The sequence below is a fragment of the Actimicrobium sp. CCI2.3 genome, assembly GCF_035019065.1.
GTDB lineage: Bacteria > Pseudomonadota > Gammaproteobacteria > Burkholderiales > Burkholderiaceae_D > Actimicrobium.
Genome location: NZ_JASJWR010000029.1, coordinates 51,026 through 67,400, shown reverse-complemented (window position 1 = coordinate 67,400; position 16,375 = coordinate 51,026). Strand labels below are relative to the sequence as shown.

The following is a 16,375-nucleotide window of genomic DNA, read 5'->3' as shown; positions in this document are numbered from 1 at the left end:
CTCTTTCCGATATCTTTGATGCCACATCAATCTAATCAAAATCAACCGTTAAAAACAGCATACAAGGGTGCAATAACTGAAAGGCATTGCACCGAATGCTCCATTTACGATCGAACAAACTGATTACTTCAACCGCCCAGTCAACATCCAGTAATGCTCAATACGCTGAATACGGATGTCTTTCAGATGCGGTGAAAGCCGCTTGCGCAAGCCGCTATCACTCGGAAAATTCTTGACCACCTCGTAGCGCTCACCACTACCAAGCCGACGAATCTGGAAGGTGTTGCCCAGCAAATCGGTGCGGGCGATCGACGTGCTGATGCCTTCGACATAGACGTTATCCATCATCACCACCAGCGTGTCCTTGCCCAGTTGTTCGCGCAACCGCTCCATGAAACTGTCTTGCTGCTCGCGCAGCACATGCGACCACCAGAAACCGGCCAGGCAAGCCGTGAACGGCTGATCGGTCTCGATCGCGAACGCATCGGCCAGCGCAAAGTCGACCTTGTCAGCCGGCAGGTTTCTGGCCCGGGCAATGGCGATCACATCGGCATTGATATCGGTGGCCAGCACATGCTCGGCCGTCTTGACCGCTTCAGCGGTCCAGTAACCGGTGCCGCAAGCGATCTCCAGAACCCGCTGGCCGGCGACGGCTTGCTGCAACCAGTCGCGCACCACGGGCAGGTCGGCCTGGCGCTCCGGTCTGGCATACACGTTGTCATGCTGGTCGGCACGCTTGGCGTAATACTCAGCCATGTTGGTATTGAGATTGATATTGCTATTGGAATTGGTACTCATTGATTCACACTCATTGTTGTCCAGATTGTCGAATTACAGTTCCGCATTACAGCTCATACATTTCTTTTTCGCCGCTCATGACCTGATCGATCAGTTTGCGGTTCAGGGTCGGCGTCAGCAGTTCGATGAACGTGTAGACATAGCTGCGCAGATAAGCCCCTTGCTTGAGCGCGACCCGCGACACGTTGGTGCCGAACAGGTGACCGGCAGAAATCATCCGCAAGTTTTTGTCGCGCTCGGCATCGTACGCCATGCCGGCGATGATGCCAACGCCCAAGCCGAGTTCGACGTACGTTTTGATGACATCCGCATCAATGGCCTCGAGCAGCACATCCGGCTTCAGATTGCGCAACTGAAACGCATGGTCGATCTTGGCGCGACCGGTGAATGCACTGTCATAGGTAATCAACGGATACGCCGCGATCTCGTCAAGCGTGAGTGCCTTCGATTTCAGCAGCGGATGCTCGGGTGGCACCACCACCACATGCTCCCACTGGTAACACGGAATCGAGACCAGCCCGGCCATCGACATGATCGATTCGGTGGCCAGCGCAATATCGGCGTGGCCGCTCAGCACCAGATCCGCAACCTGCTTCGGATTGCCCTGCAACAGCGACAGCCGCACTTTCGGAAAACGCTGCGTGAAGGCCTGCACCACCTTCGGCAAGGCATAGCGTGCCTGCGTGTGCGTGGTCGCGATCGTGAAGCTGCCGCTGTCATGGGCGGCGAATTCCTGACCGATACTTTTCAGGCTATCGATTTCCTGCATGATGACTTCGACCGCCTTCAAGACCGCGCGACCGGGTTCGGTCAGGCCACGAATGCGCTTGCCATGACGGGTAAAAATATCGACGCCGAGTTCTTCCTCGAGTTCGATGATGGCTTTCGAGACGCCCGGCTGTGACGTAAACAGCGCCTTGGCCGCTTCAGTCAGATTGTAGTTCTGACGCACGGCTTCGCGCACAAACCGGAATTGATGCAAATTCATGGAGACTTTCTGTTGGATCAGATCACGCAGCCTGAAGCGACGCTTGCCGAGTTTGCTTATGCCCGTAGCGCATATAAGCAAATAGTTACTCTGTAGTTGGCAACTAGCCCGAATTTTATTACGATTCGGGCTACTTTGATCAGGATGTCATGACTCTTTCTTATATCGTTTCAGGTTTTGCGGTCGGTTTGCTGGTTGGCCTGACGGGTGTGGGCGGCGGATCGCTGATGACGCCGCTGCTGACTTTACTGTTCGGTATCTCGCCAACAGTCGCCGTCGGCACCGACCTCGCCTTCGCCTCGGCCACCAAAGTCGCCGGCACCTTCGCGCATCGTTTTCGCGGCAATGTCCAGTGGGACATCGTCAGGCGCTTGTGTCTGGGTGCTCTGCCAGCCGCAGTAGCGGCCACACTGGTACTCAAATATTTTGGCGGGCTTGACGACTCCATCGCCCAGATCATCCGCTACTCGATTGCCGGATCGGTCATGCTGACCGTGCTGGCGATCCTGTTTCGCACCCGCATGCAGCGCTGGATGGCGGCGCATCCGCAATACCAGCTGGAAGGTTCCCGCCAGGCGACGGCCACCGTGATTGCCGGTGTCGTGCTCGGTACGCTGGTGACGATTTCCTCGATTGGTGCCGGTGCCGTTGGTGCCACGTTGCTGGTTTTGCTGTATCCGAAACTCAAGCCAGCAGAAATTGCCGGCACTGACATTGCCTATGCCGTACCATTGACGGCCATTGCCGCGCTAGGCCACTGGTGGATCGGATCGATCAACTGGGCATTGCTGATCATGCTGCTGATCGGTTCGGTGCCTGGCATTACGCTCGGATCGCTGGCAGCACGGGCCGTGCCGGATAAACTGTTGCGCGGCCTGCTGGCCGTGACGCTGACCGGAGTTGCATTCAAGCTGGTGTTTTAGGCAACCGCACAGCGTCCGGACGCGCGGTTATCACTCCGGTTATCACCCCGGTTATCACCTCATTTAGCATCATTATTCAAGTCAGGATTCACGATGTATCACTACGACCAGTACGACCACCAGATCGTCAAGGAACGCATCGCCCAGTATGCCGACCAAGTACGTCGCCGCATTGCCGACGAACTGACCGAAGAAGAATTCAAACCGCTGCGCCTGCAAAACGGCCTGTACATGCAGCGTCATGCGTACATGCTGCGCGTGGCCGTCCCGTACGGCATGCTGTCGTCGAACCAGATGCGCATGTTTGCCGAGATCGCCCGCAAGTATGACCGCGGCTACGGCCACTTCACGACCCGCCAGAACATCCAGTACAACTGGATCAACCTCGAAGAAACGCCGCAGATCCTGGCCGACCTGGCCTCGGTCGAAATGCACGCGATCCAGACCTCGGGCAACTGCATCCGCAACATCACCTCGGACGAATACTGCGGCGTCGCCGCCGACGAGCTGATCGACCCGCGTCCGCTGGCCGAAATCATGCGCCAGTGGAGCACCTTCCATCCGGAGTTTGCCTACCTGCCACGCAAGTTCAAGCTGGCCTTCAACGGTGCCGTCGAAGACCGCGCTGCGACAGCCGTGCATGACATCGGCTTCACGGTCATGACCAATGCCGACGGCGAACTCGGCCTGCGCGTGATGGCCGGCGGCGGCATGGGCCGCACGCCGATTCTCGGCAGCGTGGTGCGCGATTTCCTGCCATGGAAGCACATGCTGACTTACACCGAAGCCATCATGCGCGTCTACAACCAGCATGGCCGGCGCGACAATATCTACAAGGCGCGCATCAAGATTCTGGTCAAGGCGATCGGCATCGAAGAATTCCAGCGTCAGGTCGAAGCCGAATGGGTCGACCTGAAAGACGGCCCGAGCACGCTCACGCAAGAAGAATTCGACCGCGTCGCATCGTACTTCACCCCGCACGGCTACACGACCTTTGCCGGCGACGACGCCGACATCACGGCGTTAAAGACCAGCGACAAGGCCTTCGGCGCGTGGACCCGGCGCAATGTCAAGGCACACAAAGTGCCCGGCTATGCGATCGTCCTGCTGTCCCTGAAAAAAACCGGCGTGCCACCCGGCGACGCGACGGCCGAGCAAATGGACTTCGTCGCACGCATGGCAGACCGCTTCAGCTTTGGCGAAATCCGCGTCACGCATGAACAGAATCTGGTGCTGGCCGACGTCAAGCAATCCGACTTGCCCGAGCTGTTCAAGCAAGCCAAGGCACACGGCCTCGCCACGCCGAACATCGGCCTGCTGACCGACATCATCTGCTGCCCCGGTGGCGATTTCTGCTCGCTGGCCAATGCCAAGTCGATCCCGATTGCGGCCGCCATTGCCGAGCGCTTCGACAACCTCGACTTCCAGCATGACATCGGCGAAATCGAACTCAACATCTCCGGCTGCATCAACGCCTGCGGTCACCATCATGTCGGCAACATCGGCATCCTCGGTGTCGACAAGGATGGCGCCGAGTGGTACCAGGTCTCGATTGGCGGCGCACAAGGCAACGAGAGTTCGATCGGCAAGATCATCGGCCCGTCGTTCTCGGCGCAGCAAATGCCGGTCGTCATCGAGCGTCTGCTTGAAGTGTATGTACGCGACCGCTACGAAGACGAACGCTTCATCGACACCACCCGCCGTGTTGGCGTGGCTCCGTTCAAGGAGCACGTCTACGCCACCCCGATCAAGACCAAACATCACATCGCCGGAGAAGACGCCCATGCGTGACATCATCAAACACCGCGCCGTCGTCAGCGATGACTGGACCGTACTGCGCCTGGCCGAAGGCGACACCGCCGAGACCATCGTCCTGCCCGCTGGCAAAGTCATCGTGCCGCTGAGCGTGTGGCAAACCCGCCGTGACGAACTGGCTGATCGCGCCGAACTCGGCGTCTGGCTGGCCAGCAGCGAACGTGCCGAAGCGATCAAGGATGACCTTGCCCGCTTCACCGTCATCGCGGTCGACTTCCCGAAATTCGCTGACGGTCGTGGTTATTCGACCGCCTACAACCTGCGCGCCCGCATGGGCTATGAAGGCGAACTGCGCGCCATTGGTGACGTGCTGCGCGACCAGCTGTTTTACATGAGCCGGGTCGGCTTCGATGCCTTCGCCACGCGGGAAGACCGCAACATCCACGACGCGCTCAAGGGCCTGACCGATTTTTCGGAGTCGTACCAGACTTCGCTGGACCAGAAGACGCCGCTGTTCCGGCGCGCGCATCGGCCGGTGGCGACATCATCATGAGTACCACCGCCGCCATCACCGACTACGACAAGCTGGTCGCCGCGACCAAAGCCACGCTGGGCCGCATCGTCGTCGACTTTTCGCCGGCCGTTTTTGCGTCGAGTCTGGCCGCGGAAGACATGGTGCTGACCGACATGATCCTGCATTCCGGCCTGCCGATCAGTATCTTCACGCTGGAAACCGGCCGCCTGCATGCCGAGACATTGGGCATGCTCGACACGATCAAGGAACGCTACGCGTATGACATCGTGCGCATGACACCGGACCCGGTTGCCGTCGACGCCTACGTCCGGAATAACGGGCTCAACGGCTTCTACGACAGCGTCGACCTGCGCAAGGAGTGCTGCCACATCCGCAAGGTTGACCCTCTCAATCGCGCCCTGGCCGGCAACACCGCCTGGGTCACCGGCCAGCGCCGCGCCCAGTCCAGCACCCGCGCCGAACTCGATGTGCAGGAACGCGACGAAGCGCACGACATGACCAAGTTCAATCCGCTGGCGGACTGGTCCGAAGCCGATGTCTGGAAATACATCCGCGCCAACGACGTGCCGTACAACCCGCTGCATGATCGCGGTTATCCGTCGATCGGCTGCGAGCCATGCACCCGTGCCATCGAACCGGGCGAAGATGTGCGTGCCGGTCGCTGGTGGTGGGAAAACCCGGACTCCAAGGAATGCGGTTTGCATGTGGTCGATGGCAAGCTGATCCGGATCAAATCGGCGACCTGAACAGCGGCCTGAACATCGACCTGAACAGCAGCGTGACCCAACAACTTACCTCTCAAAGACACCATGAATCCTGCAGTAGACAACCTTTTTCCGGATGCGGCCAGCAACCGTCATCTCGACTGGCTAGAATCCGAAGCCATCCACATCATGCGCGAAGTCGCCGCCGAGTGCGCCAATCCGGCGCTGCTGTTCTCGGGCGGCAAAGACTCGGTGGTGATGCTGCGGCTGGCCGAAAAAGCCTTCCGTCCGGGTGCCTTTCCATTCCCGCTGGTACACATCGATACCGGTCATAATTTTGCTGAAGTCATTACCTTCCGCGACAAGCGCGTAGCCGAACTGGGCGAGCGCCTGATCGTCGGTTCGGTCGAAGACTCGATCCAGCGCGGCACCGTGCGCCTGCGCAATCCGGCCACCGATTCGCGCAACGCTGCGCAAGCCGTGACGCTGCTCGAAACCATCGCCAAATACAAGTTCGACGCCTGCATTGGCGGTGCCCGCCGCGATGAAGAAAAAGCCCGCGCCAAGGAACGGATTTTTTCGTTCCGCGACGAATTCGGCCAATGGAATCCGAAAGCCCAGCGCCCGGAACTGTGGGACTTGTATAACACCCGCGTCCATCCCGGCGAAAACATGCGCGTGTTCCCGATCTCGAACTGGACCGAACTCGACGTCTGGCAATACATCGCCCGCGAAAAACTCGAACTGCCACCGATTTATTTTGCCCACGAGCGCGAAGTCATTCCGCGCAACGGTTTGCTGGTGCCGCTGACCGACCTGACCCCGCCACTGCCCGGCGAAAAAGTCGAAACGATGATGGTGCGCTTCCGTACCGTCGGCGACATTTCGTGCACCTGCCCGGTTGCCTCGGACGCCGACACGGTCGACGCGATCATTGCTGAAACCGCCGTCACGCAAATCACCGAACGCGGTGCGACCCGGATGGACGACCAGACCTCGGAAGCCTCGATGGAAAAACGTAAAAAAGAAGGATATTTCTGATGAATGCCGCAGTCGCTCCAGCTACCTCAACAACCAAACAATCCGCCGAACGCGGCCTGCTGCGCTTCATTACTGCCGGCTCGGTCGACGATGGCAAGAGCACGCTGATCGGTCGCCTGCTGTTTGACAGCAAGGGCATCTTCGCCGACCAGCTCGATGCGATGTCACGCGCCAAGCACAAGCGCACTGTCGGTGACACCATCGATCTGTCGCTGCTGACCGATGGCCTCGAAGCCGAACGCGAACAAGGCATCACGATTGATGTCGCCTACCGTTATTTTGCGACACCCAAGCGCAAGTTCATCATCGCCGACACGCCGGGCCACGAGCAGTACACCCGCAACATGGTCACCGGTGCGTCGACTGCTGACGCGGTCATCATCCTGATTGATGTCTCGAAAGTGAAGCTGGGCGACGACGGCAGCGTGGAACTGCTGATCCAGACCAAGCGCCATTCGACCATCGCGCATCTGCTGCGCATCGAACATATCGTCGTTGCCGTCAACAAGATGGATCTGGTCAATTACGACCAGACCGTCTACGACCGCATCGTCGCTGCCTACATGGAATTCGCGGCCACGCTGGGCCTGAAAGACATCAAGCCGATTCCGCTGTCAGCACTGGCCGGCGACAATGTCGTCACCGCCAGCGACAAGCTGTCGTGGTACCAGGGTCCGACGCTGATCGACCTGCTCGAATCGCTGAGCGTCTACGACGAATCGCACGACGAGCCGTTGCGCTTTCCGGTGCAACTGGTGGCGCGTCATGCCGGTCATGAAGCCAATGACTTCCGTGGCTACATGGGCCGCATCGAAGCCGGCACGGTCAGCGTCGGCGACAAGCTGACGGTGCAACCGGGTGGACAGAGCGCGACCGTCAAGGACATCGTCACGCTCGACGGTTCGCTGACGACGGCGGTGGTCGGCCAATCGATCACGCTGCTGCTCAACGAGCATGTCGACATCTCGCGCGGCGACATGATCGTCTCGGCCGACCGGCCGGCCACGCTGCTCAAAAACGTCATTGCCGATGTCTGCTGGCTGTCCGAAGAACCGCTCGACATGCGTCGCAAGTACTGGCTCAAGCACACCACCCGCCAGGTCGCGGCCAAGGTCACGGGCGTGGACACGCTGCTCGATATCAACACGCAGGAAAAGCGTCCAGCCACCGGACTGAAACTCAACGACATCGCCAGCATCAGCCTGACCGTGCAGCAACCGCTGGCGGCCGACGCGTATGACGACATCCGCACCACGGGCGCCTTCATCCTGATCGATGAAGTCACGCACCAGACGGTGGCCGCTGGCATGATCCGTCTGGCCTGAGACCGTGACGACTTACGGCAAGGTCTGGCTGGTCGGTGCCGGCCCCGGTGCCGCTGATCTGATCACGGTGCGCGGTGCACGCTTGCTGGCCGAGGCCGAGGTCGTGCTGTATGACGCCCTCGTCACCGAGGACATGCTGGCGCTGTGCCCGCAAGCGGTGCTGATCCCGGTCGGCAAGCGCTGCGGCCAGCGTTCGATGGCCCAGCTGGTGATCAACCAGCAGATCATCGATGCCGCTGCCAGATACAGCCGTGTAGTGCGACTCAAAGGCGGCGACCCGATGCTGTTCGGCCGGGCCGACGAAGAATTGCGTGCAATTGAATCGCACGGCATCGACTGTGCCATCGTACCCGGCATCACTGCGGCGCTGGCCGCGGCGGCATCGTGCAAGCAGCCACTGACCCGACGCGGCATCGCCCGCAGCGTCGCGTTTTTTACCTCCAGCACCGCGCCGGACATGCCCGATCAGACCACGCTGCCCGCGTGCGACACGCTGGTCCAGTACATGGGCGGGCGCGAAGCGGTGAAGACGGCGCGCAACCTGCTGACGCTTGGCCATCCGCCTGAAACGCCAGTGATCGTGGTGGAGAATTGCAGTCGCATCGACGAACAGATCTACCGGCTACCACTGAGCCAGCTCGAAGAAGGCCTGGCCAACTGCAGCGGACCAGTGCTGATGATGATCGGTGCGGCGATGGCGGCGCGGGATGTGACGGCGCCGTATTTGCAGCAATAGCGTCGCCCCGGCGTAAAAAAAACCCCGCTCGCTCGAGCGGGGTTCTTGAACACTTCAGACACGACACTTCACTTCCCGACAACCCTGCGCGCCAGCATCAGCCCGCAGGATTGTCGTCCTGAGGACCGCAATCAGAACGTATGTGTCGCCGTCGCGTACAGGAAGCGCCCACGCACATCGCTGTAACTGATGTCATAGCCACCGACGAACTGACCGGTGCCGGCTGCATAGTTGGCATAAGGCGGATTGCGATCAAACAGGTTCTTCATGCCTAGCGTGAGCCGGGTCGATTTCAGACCGGAGTAAGCGAGCTGCGCGTCAAAGGTCTGGTAGGCATCAACAGTACGGCTTACCGACGTGCGATTACTCGGTATGTCGTTGTACGACTGCTGATAATTCTGGGCCAGGTTTGCCATCCATGGTCCCTGCTCGAAGGTGACGCTGGCATTATGTTTCCAGCGCAGGATCACGCCGCCGCCGGCCGTCAGTGCCTGATTGAGCGCACTGGTGTAGCTGCCATCCGGCCCCTGCGAATCGTACTTCTGCATGAACGTACCGCTCAGACGTAGCGTGACTTTTTTTCCTTCCTGCAGGCGCAGCGCGTACTTGGCATCGACATCCACGCCGGCGAGCTGGGTCTTGAACAGATTGGAGTTGGTCTGCTGAATCGACGTGATGGCACCAAGGCCACTGACATTGGACGGATCTGCCGCAGCGCGTTGCACGTACGCCGCATATTGCGTGGCACGGGCGGCGCTGCTGAGGATGTAGGCCGAACTCAGACCGCCACCGACGATTGCGTTCTCGAGATTGACGCGAAAGGCATCGAGCTCAAGCGTCAAATCCTTGACCGGTTCAAACAGGATACCGAAGGTGAAGGACAGGGATTTCTCCGGCTTGAGATTCGGATTGCCGCCAGTGACGACCGCGAACTGATTGTTGCAGTCGGACGGCAGACCGGTCGCGATGACCGGGCAGCGCAGCGGATCGCGGGCACCGTTGGCAGTGACGCTCGAGGCTTGTGACGCATACAGGTCTGTCAGGGACGGCGCGCGGAAGCCGGTGCCTACTGCACTGCGCAACAGCAGATTGCTGGCTGGCTGCCAGCGCAGCGACACCTTCGGATTGATGGTGCTGCCGACGTTCTGGTAATTGTCGTAACGCACTGCAAAGTCCGCATCAAGTTTCTTGATGAGCGGAACACTCAGTTCGACATAGCTGGAGCTGACGTTGCGTTGCGCGGTTTCCGGCAGCTGGTTGCCACCCTGACCGGCAATGTCGCCGTTCTGTACCGCCAGCGACGGATCGTACTGGAATCGCTCCTTGCGGAACTCGGCTCCCACCGCCACGCTCAGCGGGCCGGCCGGCAAAGTCATGAGTTCGCGCGAAGCCTTGGCATCGACGCTCATGACGGACGTTTTGGAGCGGTACACAGCGCCCACGAATTCGGCGGCACGGGCTGCCGCCAGCGCAGCCGGATCGGCAGTTGGCCCGAACGGATTGATGACTCCGCTGTCGAGCAGCGGCAGGATCTTCGAATACTGCGGAAAGCCACTCCACAGGACTTCCTTGACCACACTCTGGCTATACAGGAAGCCGGTATCGTAGTCCCAGCCAGCAAAGCTGCCACGCACACCGGTGACGAAACGACTGGCATCGGACTGATCGGTCTGTCTGCGCGGACCGTTGGCATCGTCACGATAATTCAGGATCAGAGGCTGGCCGCTCAAACCATTGGCCGCAGCAAAAGCTTGCGGATAATAGGGCGATGACGGCGGCAGCAGGAAGGCCCCCGGATACTGCGCGCCGAAAGTTTTGGCGAACGGTACGGTGCCGAGCCCGGGGTACTGGGTGGCGATGAGATTTCTGAAAAACGCGTTGTAAGGATTGCTGGCCGGAAGATTGCTGCTGTAGTTCAGTGGTACCGGCTGGACCGAAGTGGTGGTCTTGTTCTGGCTATAACCGCTCTCGAAATAGGCTTCTGCATTGGTGCCCAATGCCATGCGGCCGTTGAACAGCAAGTTGATTTTTTCAGAGCCTGGCTGCAGCGACACGTAAGGGCTGTTGTCGAAACTGCAGCGCGTCAGGCTGTATGGCGAGACTTGCGAGACCGGTCCGCAATTGGCCAGATTCGGATTGCGTAAGGCACCGGTCTTGGGGATCAGCACATTGGCAGGAAAAGTAATCGACGACAAGGAGTCATTGCCCTGATCCGTATTGATGCGACTGGCATACGAGCGGTCGGCACCGAAGATGGGAGCGACTCTCTGCACGGTCGCGCCGTAGGTCAGGTTGAAGCCCTGCTCGCTGAAGTTGCCGATGCCGCCGAAGATCGAGGCTTTCTTTTCGCTGCCGTTGCCGCCTGCCGTCGGTGAGCCATACGAACCCGTGACTTCGGTACCGATGAAGTCCTTGCGCAAGATGAAGTTGACGACGCCGGCAATGGCGTCACTGCCATACACCGCCGAGGCACCGTCCTTCAGAATTTCGACCCGCTCGATGGCCGACAGCGGAATGCTGTTGACGTCCACCGCCGCGCCGGCCAGACCACCCGAGCCGCCGCCGTAGACCGAGGTGCGACGGCCATTGATGAGTACCAGCGTGCGGGCGCTGCCCAGCCCGCGCAACGACACCGCAGAAATCGATCCGGTCGAGCTGCCCGCAGCCGCCGCGCTCGACACCAGACCGGCGCTGCTGAACGCGCTGATCTGGCGGATCAGATCTTCGGTCGAGGTGGCACCACTGCGTTCGATATCCTCGCGCTTGATGATTTGCACCGGCAGCGCGGTTTCGGCATCGATGCGCTTGATCGACGAACCGGTAATTTCAACCCGTTCGATTTTGGCCGACGTGTTGTCGGCTACCTGACCGAAAGCCATTGCAGGCAAGATCAGACATGGCACCAGGGTGGCGGCGACGGCCAGAGCAGATTTTTTTAATTTGAACTTATATGCAGACATGCAGGTGAACTCCTTGGGTGGGCATCAGTACTACGGTTAACACGGGTAAAAAAGTTGTTGCTGTTGCCCCGGCCACGGTGGAAGTGTCACGAATCAAACACTGCATTGGCGGCATTGACGTATTTTGAGGTCGCCTATAAAAGTCGTCTTCCTGTTACCCTCTCAGCAAGCATTGTGCCTGAATGTAACTTTTCCTACTTGCCAGTCAAAAAAATGCCTTCCACATATGAAAACCTACTTAGACGTGTCACCTCCGTACTGCACTGCACGTTCTGGTAGCGCGACAGCGATGCGCCGCACGCGTGCACCTGGTGCGGAAGGCCCGCTGAACTGGTGCAAGCGTTCCCTGCGAAACACCAAACCGGGTGGAATGTCGGGCATGCAATTTGCTGTCTCGCCAAGTACATTACTAACTGGTAACGCAGCTAACGCGTCCGAACCCGAAATGCTCTACCCTGCCACGGGCTGGCACTCTTGCCAGCCTGCAGATTTATTTGCACGCTCCCTCCGACAAGGAATATCCATGGCTTTCAATGTCCACCGCCCGCTGCTGCGTCCGATCTTTCAACCGACCACGGCTCTGCTGATGCTGGCGGTCGCTCTACCGGCCGCTGCCGCCAGCGTCGATACGCAAGCGCGGCAACCGCAGATCGAACAGATCGTGGCGAACATTTCGCCGCAGCGCATCGCTGCCTATGTCGACAAGCTGGTGAGTTTCGAGACCCGACATACGGCCTCCGAAACGGTGTCCGACACCCGTGGCATTGGTGCGGCGCGACGCTGGATTCAATCCGAGCTGGTGCGCTGCGGCGCCGCTGCCGGTGGGCGTCTGCAAGTCACCATGGACGCCTTCATCCAGCCGGCTGGCCCGCGACTGGTGGCACCGACCGAGATCGTCAACGTGGTAGCGACACTGCCGGGCACCCAGCCCGCCGAGCGCGCACGGGTCTATGTGGTCAGCGGCCACTATGACTCGATCAATGGTGACCAGCTCAACGTCAATGCGGCCGCACCCGGCGCGAACGATGATGCGTCGGGTACGGCAGCGGTCATCGAAATGGCCTGCGTGATGGCGCATTACCAATTCGATGCGACGCTGGTCTTCATGGCAGTGGCAGGCGAAGAACAAGGGTTGTTCGGCTCGAGCCACTGGGCCGAAAGCGCGCGCCAGAAAAAAATGAACATCGCCGGCATGTTCACCAACGACATCATCGGCAGTTCACGCGCCGACGACGGTCGGGTCGACGGCACCCAGGTGCGCCTGTTCGCCGAGGGTATTCCCGCCGTGAGCGAGATGCCCGATGCCATCCGCGGCCTCATTGCCACCGGCGGCGAAAACGATTCGGTCTCGCGACAACTGGCGCGCCATGTCAAGGAAGTCGGCGAACGCTACGTGAACAACTTCAAGGTCACGGTGATCCAGCGCCGCGATCGCTACTTGCGCGGCGGCGACCATATTCCCTTCCTCGAGCGCGGCTATGCGGCGCTGCGCTTCACTGAACCCAACGAGGATTTCCGGCATCAGCACCAGTTCGTGCGAGTCGAAGAAGCGACCCAGTTCGGTGATCTGACGGAGTTCGTCGATCCGCTTTACGTTGCCCGTGTCGCTAGCGTGAATGCAGCGGCACTCGCCTCGCTGGCCATGGCACCGGCCGCACCACAACAAGTATTGATGCGCACCGCCAAACTGGAAAACGACTCGACCCTGAGCTGGCAAGCCAACCCCGAGCCGGACCTGCTCGGTTACCGCATCGTCTGGCGCGAGACAACCGCAGCGCAATGGCAGGATGGGCTCGACGTCGGCAATGTGACGCAGTACACGGTCAAAGGTCGCTCCAAGGACAACTTCTTCTTCGGCGTGCAGGCAGTCAACCGGGAGGGTAATGCCAGCGTTGCCAGTTACCCGATACCGGCGCGCTGAATTGGCTGGTGCGGTGCAGGCATGGAATTGACACCTGCAGGGCGCCTGGTGCAATGCCCTGCGGTTATTGCACCCTACGCGAGTGAAGTTGATGTTGCTGTTGATGTGGCCGTTGATGTTGATGTTGATGTTGATGTTGACGTTGACGTTGACGTTGATGTTGATGTTGACCTGTTCCGCATTGAGACAGCTGCCAAAAACGGTAGTCAGGCAAGGGATAAGAGGGGCGCATGTCTGAGCGAAGCGAGTTTGCGACCCTCCCCTTGACTGGCTACCGTTTTTGGGAACCCGAAGGGCAGCGGTCTCGCGGTCGCCTTTTTCTTGGTTACTTCTTTTTGGCGAAGCAAAAAGAAGTAACCGGCTGCCGGGCCGCACCCGGCTTGGTCATGACGGAGCTACGACAGTTTCAGTTGCCGCAGGAGGTGCATTTGGTGCAATGCCCTGCGGTTATTGCACCCTACGGGTGACCGTTTCTGGCAACCCGACGGGCAGCAATGTCGACTCCCGCATCGACAATCAAATCGCCTACAATCCAGTCAACGCTCCGATCAATTTTCCGCCCCACTTTTCATGCCAAATATCGTCCCTTCCGGCTGGCGCGAGCTGGCTACCACCGGCGCTGCCGCCCGCGAAATCGCGACCTTGCACCGTTTTGCCGAGCACCTCGACAGCGCTTACCTGATCTTTCACGGCGTGCACTGGACCAATATCGAAGACCAGTATTCGGTCTATGGCGAAATCGATTTCATTGTGGTGGCACCGAACGGCCGCGTGCTGGTGATCGAACAGAAAGCCGGCTTCCTGACCGAAACCGACGAAGGCTTGATCAAGCGCTATCCGGGGCGTTCCGAAAAAGTTCACCTGGCGCTAGTGCGCACCATCGGCACCTTGCGCAGTCGCTTCGCGCAAACCGGTGGCACGCTCGATATCGACTATCTGCTGTACTGCCCCGACTATCACGTGCTGCAACCGTCACTGGCCGGGCTCGATCCGGCCCGCATCGTCGATGCCGACAAGGCAGATCAGCTCATCGCTGTGATCCGGCAACTGCTGCCGCTGACCGACATGACGCCGCAACGCGCGGCTGTCAGCCGTTTTTTCAATGACACGCTGCGCCTGATCCCGGACGCCAGCGCGATGGTCGGCCGTGCCGATGCGCTGGTCACACGACTGGCCGATGGGCTGGCAACCTGGGCGCGGCAAATCGAATTCACGCCGTTTCGCCTGCGCGTGATCGGCACCGCCGGCAGTGGCAAGACCCAGCTGGCGATGGCCGAATTCCGTGCGGCGCTGGAGGCCGGCCTGCAACCGCTGTATGTCTGCTACAACCGGCCGCTGGCCGACCACATGCGCGACCTGCTCGGCCCGCATGGCCGGGTCGCCAACTTTCACATGCTGTGTGATGCCTATGGCCGCGAACAGGGCTCGGCACCTGACTACAGCAATCCGGCCACCTGGCAAAGCATGGAGACCGTGTTCGACAACGGCGCGGTGCCCGAACACTGGCAACATGACGTCGTGATCATCGACGAAGGACAGGATTTTTCAGAGAGCTGGCGCGATGCAGTGCTGCGACTGGTTCGCGCACCGGGACGTGTGCTGTGGCTGGAAGACCCGATGCAAAACCTGTATGGCCGTGCACCGGTCGAACTACCCGACTGGGTCACGCTGCGCGTCAATACCAATTACCGCAATCCGCGCGAGATCGTCGACCTGCTGGCAGCGATCACCGGAGAAGCAGCCCCGGCCATTGCAGCCAGTCCGTTCGCCAGTGCCGGACTGACCTTGTTCACTTATGCCAGCGGCGACAACGACGGCTTGCACGAGGCGACCAAGGAAGCCATCACGCATTGCCTCGGTGCCGGATTTTCACGCAACGATATCGTGCTGCTGTCGTTCAAGGGACGCGAGAAGTCGGCCTTGCTCAAGCTCGACCAGCTCGGCCAGCATGCGCTGCATTCGTTCACCGGCAGCTATGACCTGCTCGGTAATCCGATGTTTCGCAAGGGCGGCTTGCTGGCCGAATCGGTGTATCGCTTCAAGGGCCAGTCGGCACCGGCGGTAATTTTTACCGAACTCGATTTCACCGAACTCGACGAGCGCACCGTGCGCAAGCTGTTTGTCGGGATGACGCGCGCCAGCCTGAAACTGGTGCTCGTGTGCAGCGATGAAGCAGCGAAAATCCTTGGGAAATTTTCGCTAGCCTAGGCGCTGCCCTGCGCATTAGTTGCGGCGGCCATTGTCCGGACGGCGGTCGTCGCGATTTCTCACGCCGTCGCCGTCACGATCACGGCGATTTCCCCGGCCATCGTGGTCGCGGTCACGCCCGCCGTGGCCGCGCCCGTGGTGTTCGGCACGCGGACCGCCACCCTGGCGCCAGCCACCACGATCAAGGCGCCAGCGTTCACCGTCGCGCTGCCACTGCGGCTGCGAATACAGATAGCCGGGACGCGAGCGCTCCCAGTGCCCACCCGCCCAGATATGACTGCGACCATTCCAGTTCCAGTAACCCGGTGCCCAGTCGTAGCCGCGGCGTGGTCCCGGCCGGACTTCATAACGCAACGGCGGCGGGGCGTTGCCGATGATGATGTTGACACCAACCTGTGCCGAGGCGGTGCCGGGCAACAGTGCGGCGGTACTCAAAATCATTGCTGCAGCAGCAAACAAGATGCGCTTCATGGTGGTCTCC

14 protein-coding genes are annotated in these 16,375 nt (G+C 60.1%); 10 read left to right on the top strand and 4 right to left on the bottom strand.

The features are described 5' to 3' along the window. Positions 1–123: 123 nt before the first annotated feature. Positions 124–798: a class I SAM-dependent methyltransferase gene (locus QN370_RS15935; protein ID WP_322126828.1), complete on the bottom strand. Its 675-nt coding sequence runs from the start codon at positions 796–798 to the stop codon at positions 124–126. A gap of 46 nt (positions 799–844) precedes the next feature. Then, a complete protein-coding gene (locus tag QN370_RS15930) occupies positions 845–1,786 on the bottom strand; it encodes a CysB family HTH-type transcriptional regulator (RefSeq protein WP_322126827.1) in 942 nt (313 codons plus the stop codon). Positions 1,787–1,935: 149 nt separating this feature from the next. Between QN370_RS15930 and QN370_RS15925 the strand changes: the two genes are divergently transcribed. From QN370_RS15925 to cobA, 7 genes are all read left to right on the top strand, one after another. After that, complete coding sequence (locus tag QN370_RS15925) at positions 1,936–2,709, top strand: sulfite exporter TauE/SafE family protein (RefSeq protein ID WP_322126826.1); 774 nt, start codon at positions 1,936–1,938, stop codon at positions 2,707–2,709. 93 nt (positions 2,710–2,802) lie between these two features. Beyond that, positions 2,803–4,500: a nitrite/sulfite reductase gene (locus QN370_RS15920; RefSeq protein ID WP_322126825.1), complete on the top strand. Its 1,698-nt coding sequence runs from the start codon at positions 2,803–2,805 to the stop codon at positions 4,498–4,500. Then, positions 4,493–5,017 (top strand): DUF934 domain-containing protein, encoded by a 525-nt coding sequence (locus tag QN370_RS15915; RefSeq protein ID WP_322126824.1) that lies wholly within the window; start codon positions 4,493–4,495, stop codon positions 5,015–5,017. The genes QN370_RS15920 and QN370_RS15915 overlap by 8 nt, the downstream gene beginning before the upstream one ends. Beyond that, positions 5,014–5,745 carry a phosphoadenylyl-sulfate reductase gene (locus QN370_RS15910; protein WP_322126823.1) on the top strand — a complete coding sequence of 244 codons (732 nt, stop codon included), beginning with the start codon at positions 5,014–5,016 and terminating at the stop codon, positions 5,743–5,745. Before QN370_RS15915 ends, QN370_RS15910 begins: the two co-directional genes overlap by 4 nt. 63 nt (positions 5,746–5,808) lie before the next feature. Continuing rightward, positions 5,809–6,744, top strand: coding sequence for a sulfate adenylyltransferase subunit CysD (gene cysD, locus QN370_RS15905; protein WP_322126822.1), 936 nt, complete (start codon positions 5,809–5,811; stop codon positions 6,742–6,744). Next, positions 6,744–8,069, top strand: a complete 1,326-nt coding sequence (locus QN370_RS15900; RefSeq protein WP_322126821.1) for a sulfate adenylyltransferase subunit 1 — start codon at positions 6,744–6,746, stop codon at positions 8,067–8,069. Before cysD ends, QN370_RS15900 begins: the two co-directional genes overlap by 1 nt. A 4-nt stretch (positions 8,070–8,073) precedes the next feature. After that, on the top strand, positions 8,074–8,805 hold the full coding sequence (gene cobA, locus QN370_RS15895; protein ID WP_322126820.1) for a uroporphyrinogen-III C-methyltransferase: 732 nt from the start codon (positions 8,074–8,076) through the stop codon (positions 8,803–8,805). A 131-nt stretch (positions 8,806–8,936) separates the two neighbouring features. On the opposite strand, the gene QN370_RS15890 is transcribed toward cobA, so the two are convergent. After that, positions 8,937–11,765 (bottom strand): TonB-dependent receptor, encoded by a 2,829-nt coding sequence (locus tag QN370_RS15890; protein WP_322126819.1) that lies wholly within the window; start codon positions 11,763–11,765, stop codon positions 8,937–8,939. 523 nt (positions 11,766–12,288) lie between these two features. Between QN370_RS15890 and QN370_RS15885 the strand changes: the two genes are divergently transcribed. The 3 genes from QN370_RS15885 (at position 12,289) to QN370_RS15875 (ending at position 15,894) form a co-directional block, all read left to right on the top strand. After that, positions 12,289–13,686: a M28 family metallopeptidase gene (locus QN370_RS15885; protein ID WP_322126818.1), complete on the top strand. Its 1,398-nt coding sequence runs from the start codon at positions 12,289–12,291 to the stop codon at positions 13,684–13,686. A gap of 21 nt (positions 13,687–13,707) precedes the next feature. Beyond that, complete coding sequence (locus tag QN370_RS15880; protein WP_322126817.1) at positions 13,708–13,953, top strand: hypothetical protein; 246 nt, start codon at positions 13,708–13,710, stop codon at positions 13,951–13,953. Between the two features lie 303 nt (positions 13,954–14,256). Further along, positions 14,257–15,894, top strand: coding sequence for an ATP-binding domain-containing protein (locus tag QN370_RS15875; RefSeq protein WP_322126816.1), 1,638 nt, complete (start codon positions 14,257–14,259; stop codon positions 15,892–15,894). A gap of 15 nt (positions 15,895–15,909) precedes the next feature. Here the strand turns inward: QN370_RS15875 and QN370_RS15870 are convergent, their stop codons facing one another. Further along, complete coding sequence (locus QN370_RS15870; protein WP_322126815.1) at positions 15,910–16,365, bottom strand: hypothetical protein; 456 nt, start codon at positions 16,363–16,365, stop codon at positions 15,910–15,912. Positions 16,366–16,375 lie beyond the last annotated feature (10 nt).